This is a genomic window from Candidatus Eisenbacteria bacterium (assembly GCA_020847735.1).
In the GTDB taxonomy this organism is placed as follows: domain Bacteria; phylum Eisenbacteria; class RBG-16-71-46; order RBG-16-71-46; family RBG-16-71-46; genus CAIXRL01.
In genome coordinates, this window is record JADLBL010000015.1 from 175,444 (window position 1) to 191,471 (window position 16,028).

The following is a 16,028-nucleotide window of genomic DNA, read 5'->3' on the forward strand; positions in this document are numbered from 1 at the left end:
CGGGCAGCAAGCTGTCCCGGACGCGTTCAGCGCGCCGAGTCGGCGGCGACCGCGGCCGCGCTGTCGGCCAGCGCGCGGCGCGACGCCATCAGCGCCTGCAGGGCGCGTGCCGCGGAGATGTTCGCGAGGTGCTGGGCGTACGTCTGGGCGAACATGTGCCGTCCGTCGCCGCGGGCGACGAAATAAAGGTCGCGCGACCCCGGCGTCGCGTACACCACGGCCTCGATGCTGCGGTAGCCGGGGTTGCAGACCGGTCCCGGCGGAAGTCCGTCATGCAGATAGGTGTTGTAGTCCGAGTCCACCTTGAGGTCACGCAGCAGCAGCCGCGAACGCGGACCGCGGCCGAGGGCGTAGCCCACGGTCGGGTCCGCCTGCAGGCGCATGTCCTTCACGAGCCGGTTCAGGTAGACGCGGGCGATGTGCGGACGCTCGTCGTCCACCTGCGCCTCGGCCTCGACGATCGAAGCGAGGGTGAGCAACTCGGGCGGATCGAAGTCGAGCGGCAGCGAGTCGCAGCCGGCGGTGGCACGGCGCAGTCGTTCGCGGGTGCGCGCCACCATCGTGCGCAGCACCGATTCGACGGGCGTCCCCGGCAGCCATTCGTACGAGTCGGGGGCCAGCCAGCCCTCGAGCGAGGGACTCGTGACGCCCAGCGAGTCGAGCAGCGCCGGGTCGCGCGCGAGCGAGTCCAGCCGCGCCGGCGGCACTCCCAGCCGGGGGGCGAGCAGGGCGAAGGTCTGCGCCATGGTGAGGCCTTCCGGCAGGCGCACGAGGTCGAGGCCGTACATGCCCCGGTCGAGCGCACGCAGCAGCGCCGGCACCGTGGTTCCCAGCCGGAACGCGTATTGCCCGGCCTTGATGCTGCGATCGAGGCGCATGAGCCGGGCGAGCACCAGGAAGCCGAACGGGCTGCGGATGACCCCGACGCGCTGCAGCTCGGCGGCGATCGTGCGCAGCGACTTGCCGCGCTCGATGATGACGATGCGCCGCTCGTTCGGCGGCCGGATTCCCGCCGGCAGGAACAGCTCGTACGCCGGCGCCAGCAGCGCCGCGAGTAGCAGGAGCCACGTCCAGCGACGCGGACGGAAGGCCTGCGCCGGTCGCGGCCGCGGCGCGTTCATGGCCGCCCTCCGCCGCGCTGCCGATCCGCCGCGAGCTTCTGAAGCCACGATTCGAGCAACGCGATCGCGGCGTCCTGGTCCACCCGGCACTTGTTTCGCCGGCGTTCGCCGCGCTCGTGCATGCGGCGGCTGGCGAGCGCCGAGGTCAGCCGTTCGTCGTACGTCGCCACCGGCAGACCGGTCGCCTTCGCGAGCCCGTCGGCGAACTTCTCGGCGGCGATCGCGGCGGCGCCTCGTTCACCGGAGAGCAGCAGCGGCAGGCCCACCACGATCGAGTCGGCTTCGACCTCCCGCGCCGCGCCCGCGGCCTGGGCGATGGCGTCGGAGGCGCCGCCGACGACCAGAGTCCTCAGGCCGCTCGCCACGGTGCCGGTCGGATCGCACACGGCCAGCCCGATGCGGCGCTCTCCCCAGTCCACGGCGAGAATGCGGGGCAATCCTGCCCTCAGGCGTCGGCGGCGCGAGACTGCGGCTGCGGGCGATGCTTGACCAGCAGGCAGGTCGTGCCTCCGGGTCCGAAACGGAAGTCCACGGCGTCGCAGCACGAGCGCATGATGAAGATGCCGCGGCCCCGCATGTCGAACAGGTGTTCGGGCGCCGTGACGTCCGCGTTCAGGCTCGCCGGGTCGAAGCCGCCGCCCTGGTCGTGGACGCACACTTCGAGACGATCCGGATGGAGCGTGAACTCGACCTCGAAGGACTTCGTCGCGTCCTGCTGGTTGCCGTGCTGGATGGCGTTCGTGCCCGCCTCGATGACCGACATGCTGAACTGCGAGGTCGTGTCCTCGTCGAACTCCATGCGCTCGCACAGGGCGAGCGTCACCCGATCGAGGACCGCGAGCAACTCCAACCGGCTCGGCATCCGCAGACTGATGACGTCGGGGGTCGAGGGATCGGCCATGGGAGGGATCACGGGGTACGATTCTCGATGAACGCTCGCAGTCGCTCGAGCGCCCGGGCAAAGTCTTCCGGGAGAGGCGAATCGAAACGAAGCGGCCGGCCCGAGACAGGGTGCGTGAGCTCGAGCGTGGCCGCATGCAGAGCCTGCCGCCGGAGAACGCGCAGCAAGGCGTCCGCGAGGCTACGCTCCGACGGACGAAGGCTCAACGACTTTTTGACACGACCGCCGTACACGGGATCCCCGAGCACCGGGTGCCGGACCGCCGCCAGGTGGACCCGGATCTGGTGCGTCCGGCCGGTCTCGAGCCTCACCTCGAGCAGCGTGGCGAGCCCGAACCGCTCGAGCACCCGCCAGTGGGTGCGCGCGGGCCGCCCGCCCTGGCGGACCACCGCCATGCGCTTGCGGTCCCCGGGATCCCGGCCGATCGGCAGGTCGATTTCGCCATGGCTCGGGCCGGGGTCGCCCCAGACGATCGCGCGGTAGACGCGCGAGACCCTGCGTTCACGCAGGGCCTCGATCAGGGCCTGGTAGGCCTCCTCGGTCTTGGCGACGACGAGCAGGCCCGACGTGTCCTTGTCGAGCCGGTGCACGATTCCCGGACGGCCCTCGCCACCGACGCTCGCGATGGCCGGCGCGTGGTGGAGCAGCGCGTGCACGAGTGTGCCGCTCTGGACCCCGGCCCCGGGGTGGACGACGAGCCCCGCCGGCTTGTCGAGCACGAGCAGCGCCTCGTCCTCGTGGACGATGGCGAGCGGAAGCGCCTCGGGCTCGAGCCGCGTGGCGCGGCGCGGCGGCACTTCGACCACGACGCGGTCGCCCGCCTTCAGCTTCAGCGACGGGCGCGCCGCGCGGTCGTTGACGTTCACCCGCCCGGCTTCGATCAGCGTCTGGACGCGATTACGGCTGAGTCCGATCCGCGCCTTCGCGAGCCAGCGGTCCACTCTCTCGCCCGCCGTCTCCGGAGGCACGGTCAGGTCGATCGTGCGATTCATGCCAGTCCGTCTCCGCGCCGCCCGCCGGCCTGTCTTCGGGGTGCTCCACCGCCGGATCGTGATCGTGATCGCGCGACCAGACGAGCGCGAACAACGCGACCCCGGTCGTGACCGCGACGTCCGCCAGGTTGAAGACCGGGAACTCGTGGCCCCGCCAGGCGAGCAGGATGAAGTCCACGACTTCGCCGCTCGTCACACGATCGATGAGGTTGCCGACCGCGCCGCCCAGGATGAGCGCGAGCGAGACGTGCCGGGCCGCCGACAGTCTCGCGTGCCGAAGGAACAGGACGATCACCGCCACGGCGGCGATGATCGAAAACACGTAAAGCGGAAAGTTGCGCCCGGCCAGCAGGCCGAACGCGATGCCCGAGTTTCGGGTGTAGGTCAGCTGCACCAGTTCGCCCACGAGGCGCACCGGCGGCGCGGACGCCAGGTGCTCGGTCGCGAGCCGCTTCGTCCACTGGTCGAGGACGACCGCGAACGTCGCGATGCCGAGCAGCAGCGCGGGCGAGCGCTTCACTCGGCGCTCGGCGCGAGCCGGCCGGCGCGCTGCTCCTTCTCGAGCTTCTCCTGCTCCTCGAGCGAGCGTCGCGCCCAGGGCAGGGCCTCGAGCCGCGCCTTCGAGATGGGCAGACCGCTCGCCTCGCAGATGCCGTAGGTGCCGTTGTACACGCGGCGCAGGGCGTCGTCGATCTCGAGGAGCAGCCGTCCCTCCTTCGACGCGAGGTCGAAGGACTTTTCACGCTCCATCGAGTCCGTGCCCGCATCCGCCATGTGGGACGCGTAGCCCGAGAGTTCCCCCGACGAATCGCGCGGGTTGACCTTGAGGACGGTGCTCTCGAGATGCCCCAGCTCGCGCATGATTCGGGCACGCATCGCCAGCAGTTTTGCCTCGAAGTACCTGAGATCCTCCTCGCCGAGCCGCTCGTCTCCCTTCCTCGGAGAAGCGGCCTTAGGTCCCCGTGCCGCCGCCGGGCGCGGCGCCGCGACGACGGGCCGCGAAGGCACGTGGCGCGGGCGGGCCTGCGATTCCGGCGGCAGCACGCCGAGCGGGCGCACTTCGGCCGGCGTCCGGGTGGTCACCCTGGACTTGCCGGAAGCGGGTTTCGCGGCACGGGCCCGGGCCTCCGCGGTGGCGGGCACGAGTCGGGGGGGGCCCATGCGTACCGGCGCGGCCGGCGGCGCCGGCTTCACGGCCGGCTTCGCCGCGAGCTTCGCCGAAGCCCTGGCGAGAGGCTTCGCGGCAGGCTTTGCCGAAGGCTTCGCGGAGGCACTCGGAGCCGCTTTCGCGAGCGGCTTTCCGGCGCGCGCGGACTTGCCCTTCACCGGGCGGCTCGGCTTCGCCGCGCTCGTGCGTCCGGGCGAGGCCTTCGCTTTCGCGGCCGGCTTCTTCGCAGCCGGCTTCGACTTCGCGTGGCCTTTCGACTTCGCGGCAGGCTTCGACGTCTTCGCCGCCTTGCCGGCGATCCTCCTGCGCACGCTCGCCATCGTCATCACCTCCGGGTTGTGCAGCGCGGCCCCCCGCGCCGTGCCCTCAACAGTTCCCTGCCGCTTCGTCCAGCCGCCGCACGACCTCGGTCACGAGCCGGGTCAGGGTCGGCGCCGTGCGCCTCGCGACCGCCAGCACCGCGGCGATGTCCACCGGGTGCAGCGCGTCGGGCAGGCACGCGTCGGTGACCACGTTGAACGCCAGCACGCGCTGGCCCCCATGCACGGCCACCAGGTTCTCGGGCACGAGCGACATGCCCACCATGTCGGCCCCGATTCCGCGCAGGAACCGGTACTCGGCCGGGGTTTCGAGGTTGGGTCCCGCCACCGCCGCGAACACGCCACGTTGCAGCGGAAGCCTCTGTTCGAGCGCGACCTTCTCGGCCAGCGCGACCAGCGGCCGCGAGTAGGCCTCGCTCATGTCCGGGAAGCGCGGCCCCAGCTCGTCGTCGTTCGGGCCGATGAGCGGGTTCGCTCCCATCAGGTTGAGGTGATCGGTCGTCACCACGATGGTGCCCGCCGGCATGTCCGGGTTCATGCCTCCGCACGCGTTGGTCACGATCAGCGTGCGGCATCCGAGGGCGTTCAGCACCCGCACGGGGAACGTGACTTGCTGCATCGAGTAGCCCTCGTAGTAGTGCACGCGGCCCTTCATCACCGCCACGGGCCGTCCGGCGAGGCGTCCCAGGTGCAATTCGCCCGCATGGCTTTCGACGGTCGAACGCGGGAAGTGCGGGATGTCGCCGTACGGAATCGCGACCTCCAGGTCGAGCGCGCCCGCGAAATCCCCCAGGCCCGTTCCGAGGATGACGCCCACCTCGGGCTTCACCTTCGTCCGGCCCCGGATCCATTCCGCCGACTCGCGGATGCGGTTCAGCAGCTCACTCGCCATCGTGCTTCCCGATCTCTCCCCTCGCGCCCGGGAGCGCGGCGGCGAGCCGTTGTCCGGCTTCGCCCGTCTCCAGGCCCGTCACTTCGACCGTCTTCGCCCGCGAGGACAAGCCCCGCGTCACCTTCACCTGCCCGCGCTTCACGCCGAGCAGTCCGGCCAGCAGCTCCACCACCGCTTCGTTCGCGCGTCCACCTTCGGGCGGCGCGCTGACCGCGACCTTCCATTCCCCGCTCGCCAGCCTCCCGAGCAGCCCGTGCCGGCGCGCCCCGGGATGAACCCTCACGGCGATCCGAGCCGTGCTCATCCCATGCGCGCCGCGATTCCGTACAACGTCGGCACGATCCACGCCCGCAGGAACATCAGCGCGATCATGGCGATCAGCGGCGCCAGGTCGATGCCGCTCACCACGGTCGGGAACAACCGGCGGATGGGATTGCAGACGAAATCCGAGACTCGATCCAGCAGCAGGAGGATCGGGTTCGAAGGGTCGAGTCGAAACCACGACAGCACCGCGTTGAGCAGAATCACCAGCATCAGCGCGTCGAACACGAGTCCCGCCAGCCAGGCGACGGCACCCATCAGGTTTCCGAACACGAACACGTCACTTCTCCGATCGCGGCGCACGCCCGCCGAAGAGCGCGGTGCCGACACGCACGAACGTCGCGCCTTCCTCGATCGCGACCTCGTAATCGCCGCTCATACCCATGGACAGCTCCGGCAGCTTCCGCCCGAGGAGCCGCTCGCCCTGTTCGCGCAGCGCCCGCAGCTCCGCGAAAGCGGGCCGCGCGTCCCCGGGCCGCGCCACCGGCGCGCCCACCGTCATCAGTCCCCGCAGCTCGATTCCCTCCAGCGGGGCGATCCGCTCCAGCAGTTCCGGCAGCCCCGCGGGCGCCACGCCGAACTTGGAGCCTTCCCCGCTCACGTTCACTTCGACCAGCACCGGCATCACGCGACCCGCGGCGCGGGCGCGACGGGCCAGGGTTCCGGCCAGGCCCGCATCGTCCACCCCGTGGATCAGGTCGAAGCACTCGAGGGCCTTGCCGGCCTTGTTCCCCTGCAGATGGCCGATCATGTGCCACCTCGCCTGCGTGCGGCCCACGGCGCGCTGGTGCGACTCGGCCTCCTGGACCCGGTTCTCCCCCAGATCCAGGAGGCCCGACCGCACCGCCGCCGCCACGACCTCGGGAGACTGCGTCTTGACCACCCCGATCAGCGTCACGGCGCCGGGGGCGCGCCCGGAGCGTTGTTCAGCGTCCGCGATGCGCCCTCGAACGAGCGCGAAGCGCTCCGTCAGAGTGACCATGGATGCGTTCACGGGACGCGGGAGACTAGTGCGGAGCCTTGCGGGCGGCAAGCGGAAACATCGCCGTTCGGCACCCGGCTCGAGGAGGCGCGAGGGGCGCGCGAAACGCCGCGAGCCGCCCGATCGGGCGGCTCGTGGATACGGCGAGAGTGGTGGAGGCGGCGGGAATCGAACCCGCGTCCGAAAGTTCGTCTGCAGCGAGCACTACAAGCTTGTTCGGCGATTTGAGTCTCGCCCGCCTTGCTCCCACCGACGGGATCGCGGCGAGCCAGCCCGCTTGGTTCTCGTCCTCCGCGGCCGGGCGACCCCTTTGGACCAGCCTGCGTTTGTCTGGCGCCCGCTCCGGCCCCCACAGGCGGGGTCCGGGAAGGCGTCACTGCCTAATTAGGCAGCGAGAGCCATCTGCTCGTTGGCAGATGAATGTTCCCGTTCTTTTTGACGAGGTCACGGGTCCCCGGCTTGCGCTCGAAGCTTCAAAACTCCCGTCGAAGCCAATCGCCCCCACTCGAACCGCTCACCGGGCGCGGGGCGCGCGCCCGCGCTGATCAGAACGGAATGTCGTCGTCGTTCCCGCCGCCGCCGAAGTCGGCCATTTCGTCACCGCCCGGCACCGGCTGGCCCACGTCCTCGTGACGCTCGAAGCCACCGCCCGCCGCCGGCGCGCCGCCACCCGCACCCCCGCGCCCGCCGACGAAGCGGATGTCCCGCGCGACGATCTCGGTCGAGTAGCGCTTCTGGCCCTGCTGGTCCTGCCACTGGCGCGTGCGGAGCGATCCTTCGACGAAGATCTCGCGGCCCTTCGTGAGGTACTTCTTCACGTTGTCGGCCTGCTTGCCGAACACGACCACGCTGTGCCACTCCGTCTCGTCCTTCCAGCCGCCCTGCCCGTCCGGGCGGCGCTCGTTGGTCGCGAGCCGGAGGTTGGCGACGGTCGTCCCGCCCTGCGTGTGGCGAACCTCGGGGTCGCGCCCGAGATGCCCGAGCAGGAACACTTTGTTGACGCTCATGTGGAACTCCTTGGAGGAATACTGGGGGCGCCGCGGGGGCGCACCGGGGCGGGAATGAAGTGGGTGAAGAATAGGGCCTGCGGCGGCCGAACCCAAGGCCTCAGGCGCGGGCCCCCACGGCCCCCGAGGGCGAAGCCCGCCACGCCCGCCGCCGATTGACGCCCCATCCCACCGTCAGTATCCTGCCCGCCCGATTCGAATCAGCGGTTCGTTCGGGGCGTGGCGCAGCCCGGTAGCGCACCTGCTTTGGGAGCAGGGTGTCGGAGGTTCAAATCCTCTCGCCCCGACCAGCTTTCAACGGGGGCCGCCGGGACGGCCCCGACGTTGCCGGCCGAAGCAAGGCTTCGCAAGAACGCGGCAGGACGCGGATTTTCGTCGAGTACAAGCCGGCGACCGAGCGGCGCGCGCAGTCGTATCGGGAGATACGTCGAGCACGCCGCGACCGAGCCGGCGCAGTGGTCGCAGAAACGCGGCAGGACGCGGATTTTCGTCGAGTACAAGCCGGCGACCGAGCGGCGCGCGCAGTCGTATCGGGAGATACGTCGAGCACGCCGCGACCGAGCCGGCGCGGTAATCGGCGAAAAGCCGCGTCCTGCCAGCGCCTGTAGCTCAGTTGGATAGAGCATCGGATTTCTAATCCGACGGTCGGGGGTTCGATCCCCTCCAGGCGCGCCAATGTCGCGCCCGGCGCGGTGACCGGGTCAAAGTTGATGGTGGATGTAGCTCAGCTGGCAGAGCATCGGGTTGTGGTCCCGAGGGTCGTGGGTTCGAACCCCATCATCCACCCCATCTTTCTCCCGGGTCCGCGCGGCCCCGCGGTCGCGCGGCCGGCGCGGGACGTACGAGGGCCCGCATGACGAGACGCGCGAAGATCGTCTGCACGCTGGGCCCCGCGACCTCGCGCTACGAATCGGTTCTCGCGCTGGTGCGCGCGGGCATGGACGTGGCGCGCTTGAACTTCTCCCACGGCACGCACGAGGAGCACGCGCGGCTCTACGCGCACGTGCGCCGCGCCTCGGACGAAACCGGCCACGCCGTCGGCGTGCTCGCCGATCTGCAGGGCCCCAAGATCCGGCTCGGAGCCTTCGCGGGCGGTTCGGCCGAGCTCGTGAACGGCGCCTCCTTCACGCTCACGACCGAAGACGTCACCGGCGACGCGACGCGCGCCTCCACGACCTACGCCGCCCTGCCCGCCGACGTGAAGTCGGGCGACACGCTGCTGATCGACGACGGCAGGGTGAAGCTGCGGGTCGAATCGAGCGACGGCACGCGCGTGCGCTGCCGGGTGATCGAGGGCGGGACGATTTCGGACCACAAGGGCCTCAACCTGCCCGGCGTGCAGGTGAGCGCCCCGAGCGTGAGCGAGCGGGACCGCGAGGACCTGCGTTTCGCCATGGGCCTGCGCGTGGACCTGGTGGCGCTGTCGTTCGTGCGCCGGCCGGAGGACATCCGGGACGTGCACGCGGTCATGGACGAGTTCGGCGACCGGCTTCCGGTGATCGCCAAGATCGAGAAGCCCGAGGCGGTGGCGGGCCTGAGCGCGATCGTGCGCGCGTTCGACGGCCTGATGGTGGCGCGCGGCGATCTGGGCGTCGAGATCCCGCTCGAACAGGTGCCGTTCGTGCAGAAGCGTGCGGTGCAACTGGCGCGCGAGTTTTCCCGGCCGGTCATCGTCGCGACACAGATGCTCGATTCCATGATCGCGCACCCGAGGCCGACACGGGCCGAGGCCTCTGACGTCGCGAACGCGGTGCTCGACGGCGCCGACGCGTTGATGCTGTCGGGCGAGACGAGCATCGGCCAGTGGCCGGTCGAATCGGTTTCGACGATGGCCCGGATCATCGAGGAGGCCGAGCGCCCCGACGACTTCCGGCTGCCGCCGCTGGCCGGGCTCGACGATTCCGTGCCGCACGCGATCGCCGCGGCGGCGGTGCGGATCGCCGAGAGCACCGGAGCGACGGCGCTCGCCGCCTTCACGACCTCGGGCGCGTCGGCTCGACTGCTCGCGGCGCACCGCTGCTCCATACCGCTCCTCGCGTTCACGTCCGACACGGCGGTGCGAAGCCGCCTGGCACTGCAGTGGGGCATCGAGACCTTCGTGGCCCCGCACATGCACGACACGGACGAAATGGTGCGCGGCGTCGAACGCTCGCTGCTCGAGCTGCAGCGCGTGGCGGCGGGCGACGCGATCGTCATCGTCGCCGGGACTCCGCCGGGGGCCGTGGGCTCGACCAACACGATTCGCGTCCACCGCGTCGGCGGGGCCTAGGTTCTGGCTGAGGACGCCCCGAGGCGTTCTCAGACAGAGCCCAGGCACGCGCGTCGTGGGCGATGGTCGCGCCAGGCGGGGCGGAAGGCCTTACAACCGCGCGGCGAGGGCGCGGATGGCGCGGGCCCGATGCGAGTCGACGTTCTTCTCGGCGGCGCCGAGCTGCGCGAGCGTGCGACCGTCGGGCAGGACGAACACCGGGTCGTAGCCGAAGCCGTTCGTGCCGGCCGGTTCGCGGCCGATGCGGCCTTCGAGCACTCCGGTCGCCACGATCTCGCGGCCGCCCGGAAAGCACGCGACGCAGGTGGTGCGAAAACGCGCCGCACGGCCCGCCTCGGGCACCGCGCCGAGCTCATGCAACAGCTTCGCGACGTTGTCCGTGGAGCGGGCCTGCGGGCCGGCGTAGCGCGCCGCGCGCGCGCCGGGGGCGCCTCCGAGCGCGTCCACCTCGAGCCCGGTGTCGTCCGCGATCGCCGGAAGCCCGGTCAGGGCCATCGCCGCACGCGCCTTGAGACGGGCGTTCTCGAGCAGCGTCTCGCCCGTTTCCTCGGGCGATGCCGCTCCCGGCCAGTCGGCGAGCGGGACGATCTCGATTTCCGGACGCGCGAGCAACGCGGTCATCTCGCGGGCCTTGTCCGGGTTGAACGTCGCGAGCACGAACCTCACTTCGGCCCCTCCGGCAGCAGTCCCGATCCTCCGAGCAGCCGGCGCTGGTGGGCCGCGATGCGGCGGACGCCGCCGCGGGCGAGCCGCAGCAGCGCCCGAAGATCGTCGTCGCCGAACGTCGTGCCTTCGCCCGTGCCCTGCAGCTCGATGAAGCGGCCGGCGCCGGTCATCACGACGTTCATGTCCACTTCGGCGGCGGAGTCCTCGACGTAATCGAGGTCCAGGCACGGCACGCCCTTCACCAGACCGACCGAGATCGCGCACACGGTGTCGCGCAGCGGCGCGCGCGCCAGCGCGCCCTGGTTCGACAGCTTCACGAACGCGTCGTGCAGCGCGACGAGGGCGCCGTTGATCGCCGCCGTGCGCGTCCCGCCGTCGGCCTCGAGCACGTCGCAGTCGAGCGTGATCGTGCGCTCGCCGAACGCCGTGAGATCGGTGACCGCCCGCAGCGAGCGGCCGATGAGCCGCTGGATCTCCTGCGCGCGGCCGCCGGTCTGGCTGGTGCGCGGCGTCCGCGTCCCGGTCGCGCGCGGCAGCATGCCGTACTCGGCCGTGACCCAGCCCTTGCCGGAGTTGCGCAGCCAGCCGGGCACGCGGTCCTCGACGCTGGCGCTGCACATCACGCGCGTTCGTCCCATGTGCACCACCGCCGAGCCTTCGGCGTGCGACATGACACCGCGCTCGATGCGGAACGGCCGGGCGGCACGCGGCGCGCGACCGTCGTGGCGGGCGAACGGCGCTTCGGCGGACGGCGCGGCCTCGCGCTCGCGGATCGCTTTCGGCTTGTGGGTCACGACTCGGAACCTCCGGTGGGCGGCGGCGCGTCGTGCACCCGCTCGAACCAGGGCAGATCGGTCTGGTCCACGACCGTGACGTTCGGGAGCGGACGGCCGAGGAACGACTGCGCGACCTTGGCGAAGCTGCGGCGCCGCGGTTCGTCGCTGAGGAAGAAGTGGTGCTGCGCCCCGCGCGCGCCCGCGTCGGGCGCGAGCTGGCCGCGCTCGGCGAGCAGATGCGCGGTCGCGCGCGCCGCCTCGGCGCCCGAGTCCACGAGCGTGACCGCGGGGCCCATCAGTTCGTGCAGCAGCGTCGCGAGCAGCGGGTAGTGCGTGCAGCCGAGGATCAGGCTCTCGAGGTTCGCCGCCCTCAGCTCCGCGAGGTACTCCTCGGCCACCGCGCGCGTGACCTTGTGCTGGAGCCAGCCCTCCTCGACGAGCGGTACGAACAGCGGGCAGGCGCGCGAGAGGACGTTCGCCGCGGGCGCGATCCGGTGAATCGCCTCGGGGTACGCGTGACTGCCGACCGTGGCGAGCGTGCCGACCACGCCGATGAGCCCGTGCGGGCTCGCCGCGACCGCGGCCTTCGCGGCCGGATCGATCACGCCGACGATCGGCAGGTCGAAGCGGGAGCGCAGCGCTTCGAGCGCGTGGCTCGACGCCGTGTTGCAGGCCACCACCAGGCATTTCACGTTCTGCCGGACGAGGAACGACGCGATCTCGAGGCTGAAGCGGGTGACGGTCTCCTTCGACTTGTTGCCGTACGGCAGGCGCGCGGTATCACCGAAGTAGACGACCGCTTCGTGCGGGAGCTGGCGGAACAGCTCGCGTACCGCGGTCAGGCCGCCGATGCCGGAATCGAACACCCCGATCGGGCGTGGGTCGTGCGTTGCGGGCATCTCGGTCCTTTCGGTTCAGTCGCCGTCGGCATCCACGCCGATCGGCCGGTCGAGCGGGATGTGACCGCCGAGCGTGACGAGCGGCGCTCCTCCGCACGTGAACAGGATCCGCCGGACCTCGGGCACGTTGTCGCCGATCGTCCGCACGATCGCGCCCACCGCCAGATCCTCGGCGGTCGAGCCGCCGCGGAAACCCTGCTGGAACGCGCGCGAAAGGTCCAGCGTGAGCTGGCCGCGCTCGTCGAGGTAGACGTGCAGGACCGAGGTCCCCGCCGGCAGCACGGCGACCCCGCGCCGCGTCGGACCCTGGTCGAGCGCCGCGACCAGCGCGGCGATGCGGGCGTGCAGGACCGGCTGTTCGGCGAGTTCGCGCGTCTCGGCCACCAGGCTGTCGCCGTCGGCGGAACCGAACCACAGCGTCACCGAGCGCATTCCGGTCTGCGTCGTGTCGGGCGCGGCCGCGGCGGCCGCGGCGGCCGCGGCGGCCGAGCGGCGGCGCACCTCCCGCCAGCCGACGAACACCAGCGCCGCGATCAGCACGAGCGCGCCGAACACGCGCCAGCGTCGCGGGCGGCGCACGGGACGCGCGCCGGGCTCGGCGGGACGGTCCGTCATCGCGGTTCGTCCGTGCGGTCAGTCATGGCGCTGGTAGGCGAACAGGCCCTCGGCGATCGCCGCGGCCAGATCGCGCAGCCCTTCGGGCGAGGTCACGCGCGCTCGGTCCTCGGGCGAGGTGAGCGTCGCGCACTCGAGCGTCAGTCCCGGCGCGTTGACCCCGAGCAGGGCCTCCGTCAGGCGCTCGCGCACCCGCGCGGGCCCGAGCCCGCGCTGCTCGAGCGCCGCCGTCACGGCTTCGCCGAGCGACCGGCTCTCGACGGCATGCTGCAGCGCCACGTCGCGCCAGGGCAGGAGCGACAGGGGCGAGAACGAGGACGTGCGTGCGTCCGGCGCCGGCCCGGCCGCCGAGGCCGGCGGGCACCAGGCCGTCGCCCCGCGCGCGCGCGCGCCCGCGTAACCGTCGAAGTGCAGCGAAAGCACGACGTCGGCGCGCGCACGGTTGGCGGTCTCGGCACGCACCTCCTGCGGCGGATCGTCGTCGCCGGTGCGCGTCAGCACGACACGCACGCCGCGCCGTTCGAGATCGCCCGAAAGCTGGCGCGCCAGCGCCAGCGCCAGGTCCTTCTCGACCGCGTTCCCGGCCTGCGCGCCGGGGTCGGCGCCGCCATGGCCGGGATCCAGCACGACGACCCGCAGCGGGCGCGGCCCTGGCGGGCCTTCGGGGGCGAAACGCTCACCTCCACCCGAGCGCGAGAACTCGATCGTCCAGCGCCCCCTTCCCGCGCTCGCGTCGAAGCCCGCCGCTTCGGGAGCGACCTCGACCTGGAACGTGACGCCTTCGGCGCCCGGCAGGCGGGTCACCGAGCGCACGAGCGATCCGGCCGGAAAGGAATCCGGCAGCGCCGCCGCGAAGGCGCCGGGGAGGCGGACCCGGAAGTGCCTTCGGCTGCGGCCGACGACGGCGGCCGCCTCGGGTTGTTCGCTGGCGAAGGTGATTCGCGTGAGTTCGCCCGCCACCGTGACCACCGGTGCGCCCACCCAGCCGCCGGGCGGCGTCGCGCGCACCCGCGCGGCGCCGGCGTCGTAGGCGAGCCGCACGCCGGTGGAGTCGCGCGGCAGCAGCGCGATGAGCGAGACCGGCACCTGCAGCTCTCCGCCGCGGGAGCGCACCGGCGCGTCGAGGCGCAGCGTGCGGTCGTCGAGAATCGCGATCGGCACGTCGGCGGTGAGCGTCAGCCGGTGCTCGGCCGTGCGGATGACGAGTTTGCGCACGTCGGCGCGCCAGTACTTGGTGCCGTCCACGAGGCGTGCGAGGTCGTTGGCGCCCACGTAGGGCGAGCCGTCGATCAGCCGGACCGGCGCGGAAGCCCCGGCCGGCGGGACCGCGGCCTGCACCGGCCGCGCGAGCGTCACGACCGCGGCCAGCACGGCCAGCACGCCCGCCGCCGACGCACACCTGACGCCCGCTGGCAGCGCGAGAGTCACCGGTCGCGCTCCGAGCCCCGCCTCGCGCGGTCGATCTCGCGTTTCGAGTCGCGCTCGGCGATGGCGGCGCGCTTGTCGAACGACTTCTTGCCCCGGGCGATCCCGAGCAGCAGCTTGGCCCGCCCCTTCGAGAAGTAGAGCCTGAGCGGCACGAGCGTGTGGCCCTTCTGCGCCACGGCCTTGTTCAGTTTCGCGATCTCGGCGCGATGGACCAGCAGCTTGCGCGTGCGCACGGGATCCACGTTCCAGCGATTGCCCTGCTCGTAGGGCGGAATGTGCATCTGCCGCACGAACACCTCGCCGTTGTCGATCGTCGCGTAGGCCTCGGCCAGGCTCGCCTTGCCCGCGCGCAGGCTCTTCACCTCGGTCCCGACCAGCACGAGGCCGGTCTCGAGCGTGTCGAGGATGAAATAGTCGTGGCTGGCGCGGCGGTTCTGCGCGATCAGGCGGTCGGGCGATTCGCGTTCGGAGGTCATGGCGCCGTCCTCGGCCGGCCGGCGGGCGATCCGGGCCGCGTCGCGCTCGGGTCCGGAGCGGCTTCATGCGGAGGGCCGCGGACCCTGCCCGGCCTCGAAGGCCGGCACCCGGGGGGTTTTTCGATGGTGCGGAAGGGGGGATTTGAACCCCCACACCCTTGCGGGCGCTAGAACCTGAATCTAGTGCGTCTGCCAGTTCCGCCACTTCCGCACTCAATCGGGGCGCGCATAGTAGGCAGGGCATTTGCGGGCGTCAACCTTGACGCCTCCGTCGGGCTCCTCCGCGGCCGCGGCGTCGAAACACGTCCGGCCGAGACGCCGCGGGCCGACTCACGGCGGCTCGGTCCGGACGCGCGGCGGCCGCCCCGCCGCGTCGCCGCCGGCGGGGCGAAACCGGCCGGTCAGCGGAAGAACGACTTCACCCGTCCCCAGCTGGTGGCCTGCGCGGGCGTGCTCGTGCAGACGTTGGGCGCGCCGGGCGTGGGCGCGCAGAGCGTGCCCTGCGGCAGCAACGAGCCGGCGTACGGATTGAGGGAGTCGAAGAGCTGCCAGTCGCCGGTGTCGATCGCCCGCCCCGAAGCGCGGTCGGTCGCGGCTTCGTGACTCTTGAACGTGTAGGAGTCCACCAGGACCGTGTCGGGTCCCGCGACCTGCCAGAGCATCACCGCGTCTCCGCTGTTGCCGAGAGACAGTCCGAAAGCGGGGTGCCCCGTGGCCTTTTCCCAGTCCCAGCTCATCTTTCCGGTCACGAGCAGCACCGCCCCGGGCGCCAGCGTGCCCGTGAACGCGAAGCGCGGGATGGAATCGCCGTCGGTCAGGAAGAAGCCGGCGAGGTCCGCCGCCGCAGGGCCGGCGTTGGCGACCTCGATCCATTCGTCGTCGCGCGACGAAAACGCGCCGCTGCCGTCCCAGTCGCGCGCGGGCCCGGCCAGGATCTCGTTGAGCCGCACGCCCTGCGCCCGGGCCACCGGCGGCGCCTCGCAGAAGGTGGCGAACAGCGTGAGGACGAAGGCGAACGCGGGTCGAAGCAGGTGCACGGAAATCTCCTCGCGGGGGCGAAGCGCGGGAGCTTCGGCGCGCGGCCTGTCCGCGCGGTCCGGCCGCGCGGGGCGCGGCGTCCACGCCCCGCTTCGCACGCCGCGTGCCGGCGGCCCGCGGCCCGGCCAGGTGCGGCGCCGCAGCGCTTTGGGAGCGA

The 16,028-nt window shown here is 71.9% G+C and carries 19 protein-coding genes, 4 tRNA genes and 1 other RNA gene; 4 read left to right on the plus strand and 20 right to left on the minus strand.

Annotated features, from left to right (window positions below; all coding sequences use genetic code 11):
• Positions 1-26: 26 nt before the first annotated feature.
• The 12 genes from mltG to ssb form a co-directional block, all read right to left on the minus strand.
• Positions 27-1,121, minus strand: coding sequence for an endolytic transglycosylase MltG (gene mltG / locus IT347_07025; GenBank protein ID MCC6349329.1), 1,095 nt, complete (start codon positions 1,119-1,121; stop codon positions 27-29).
• A complete protein-coding gene (gene ruvX / locus IT347_07030) occupies positions 1,118-1,558 on the minus strand; it encodes a Holliday junction resolvase RuvX (GenBank protein ID MCC6349330.1) in 441 nt (146 codons plus the stop codon). Before ruvX ends, mltG begins: the two co-directional genes overlap by 4 nt.
• 8 nt (positions 1,559-1,566) lie before the next feature.
• Positions 1,567-2,034, minus strand: a complete 468-nt coding sequence (locus IT347_07035) for an ATP-binding protein (protein ID MCC6349331.1) — start codon at positions 2,032-2,034, stop codon at positions 1,567-1,569.
• Complete coding sequence (locus tag IT347_07040; protein ID MCC6349332.1) at positions 2,031-3,014, minus strand: RluA family pseudouridine synthase; 984 nt, start codon at positions 3,012-3,014, stop codon at positions 2,031-2,033. Before IT347_07040 ends, IT347_07035 begins: the two co-directional genes overlap by 4 nt.
• Positions 2,920-3,534 carry a signal peptidase II gene (lspA, locus tag IT347_07045; protein ID MCC6349333.1) on the minus strand — a complete coding sequence of 205 codons (615 nt, stop codon included), beginning with the start codon at positions 3,532-3,534 and terminating at the stop codon, positions 2,920-2,922. The genes IT347_07040 and lspA overlap by 95 nt, the downstream gene beginning before the upstream one ends.
• Positions 3,531-4,097 (minus strand): TraR/DksA C4-type zinc finger protein, encoded by a 567-nt coding sequence (locus IT347_07050; GenBank protein ID MCC6349334.1) that lies wholly within the window; start codon positions 4,095-4,097, stop codon positions 3,531-3,533. The genes lspA and IT347_07050 overlap by 4 nt, the downstream gene beginning before the upstream one ends.
• A gap of 451 nt (positions 4,098-4,548) precedes the next feature.
• Positions 4,549-5,394 carry a purine-nucleoside phosphorylase gene (locus IT347_07055; GenBank protein MCC6349335.1) on the minus strand — a complete coding sequence of 282 codons (846 nt, stop codon included), beginning with the start codon at positions 5,392-5,394 and terminating at the stop codon, positions 4,549-4,551.
• Positions 5,384-5,683: a DUF167 domain-containing protein gene (locus IT347_07060; protein MCC6349336.1), complete on the minus strand. Its 300-nt coding sequence runs from the start codon at positions 5,681-5,683 to the stop codon at positions 5,384-5,386. The genes IT347_07055 and IT347_07060 overlap by 11 nt, the downstream gene beginning before the upstream one ends.
• A gap of 11 nt (positions 5,684-5,694) precedes the next feature.
• Entirely contained in the window at positions 5,695-5,994 is a 300-nt protein-coding gene (locus IT347_07065) for a YggT family protein (protein ID MCC6349337.1), read from the minus strand.
• Between the two features lies 1 nt (position 5,995).
• The gene (locus IT347_07070) at positions 5,996-6,697 is read right to left on the minus strand and encodes a YggS family pyridoxal phosphate-dependent enzyme (protein ID MCC6349338.1); all 702 of its coding nucleotides are present in this window, start codon (positions 6,695-6,697) and stop codon (positions 5,996-5,998) included.
• 150 nt (positions 6,698-6,847) lie between these two features.
• Positions 6,848-7,200: a transfer-messenger RNA gene (gene ssrA / locus IT347_07075) on the minus strand.
• A gap of 42 nt (positions 7,201-7,242) precedes the next feature.
• On the minus strand, positions 7,243-7,704 hold the full coding sequence (gene ssb / locus IT347_07080; GenBank protein MCC6349339.1) for a single-stranded DNA-binding protein: 462 nt from the start codon (positions 7,702-7,704) through the stop codon (positions 7,243-7,245).
• Between the two features lie 213 nt (positions 7,705-7,917).
• Here ssb and IT347_07085 point away from each other — a divergent pair.
• From IT347_07085 to pyk, 4 genes are all read left to right on the plus strand, one after another.
• Positions 7,918-7,994 (plus strand) — tRNA-Pro (locus tag IT347_07085).
• Between the two features lie 308 nt (positions 7,995-8,302).
• Positions 8,303-8,379 (plus strand) — tRNA-Arg (locus IT347_07090).
• A 38-nt stretch (positions 8,380-8,417) separates the two neighbouring features.
• Positions 8,418-8,493 (plus strand) — tRNA-His (locus IT347_07095).
• A gap of 64 nt (positions 8,494-8,557) precedes the next feature.
• A complete protein-coding gene (gene pyk, locus IT347_07100; GenBank protein MCC6349340.1) occupies positions 8,558-9,973 on the plus strand; it encodes a pyruvate kinase in 1,416 nt (471 codons plus the stop codon).
• 90 nt (positions 9,974-10,063) lie between these two features.
• Here the strand turns inward: pyk and rdgB are convergent, their stop codons facing one another.
• The 8 genes from rdgB to IT347_07140 all read right to left on the minus strand — a co-directional run bounded on the left by rdgB (position 10,064) and on the right by IT347_07140 (position 15,870).
• Positions 10,064-10,639 (minus strand): RdgB/HAM1 family non-canonical purine NTP pyrophosphatase, encoded by a 576-nt coding sequence (gene rdgB / locus IT347_07105; GenBank protein MCC6349341.1) that lies wholly within the window; start codon positions 10,637-10,639, stop codon positions 10,064-10,066.
• Positions 10,636-11,412 carry a ribonuclease PH gene (gene rph / locus IT347_07110; protein ID MCC6349342.1) on the minus strand — a complete coding sequence of 259 codons (777 nt, stop codon included), beginning with the start codon at positions 11,410-11,412 and terminating at the stop codon, positions 10,636-10,638. Before rph ends, rdgB begins: the two co-directional genes overlap by 4 nt.
• Before the next feature lie 17 nt (positions 11,413-11,429).
• Entirely contained in the window at positions 11,430-12,314 is an 885-nt protein-coding gene (locus tag IT347_07115) for a glutamate racemase (protein ID MCC6349343.1), read from the minus strand.
• A gap of 15 nt (positions 12,315-12,329) precedes the next feature.
• Entirely contained in the window at positions 12,330-12,929 is a 600-nt protein-coding gene (locus IT347_07120; GenBank protein ID MCC6349344.1) for a GerMN domain-containing protein, read from the minus strand.
• An 18-nt stretch (positions 12,930-12,947) separates the two neighbouring features.
• A complete protein-coding gene (locus tag IT347_07125) occupies positions 12,948-14,357 on the minus strand; it encodes an N-acetylmuramoyl-L-alanine amidase (GenBank protein ID MCC6349345.1) in 1,410 nt (469 codons plus the stop codon).
• Positions 14,354-14,833, minus strand: a complete 480-nt coding sequence (gene smpB, locus IT347_07130) for an SsrA-binding protein SmpB (GenBank protein ID MCC6349346.1) — start codon at positions 14,831-14,833, stop codon at positions 14,354-14,356. Before smpB ends, IT347_07125 begins: the two co-directional genes overlap by 4 nt.
• A gap of 124 nt (positions 14,834-14,957) precedes the next feature.
• A tRNA-Leu gene (locus tag IT347_07135) sits at positions 14,958-15,044 on the minus strand.
• Positions 15,045-15,234: 190 nt separating this feature from the next.
• Positions 15,235-15,870, minus strand: a complete 636-nt coding sequence (locus IT347_07140) for a lamin tail domain-containing protein (protein MCC6349347.1) — start codon at positions 15,868-15,870, stop codon at positions 15,235-15,237.
• Positions 15,871-16,028: the final 158 nt, after the last annotated feature.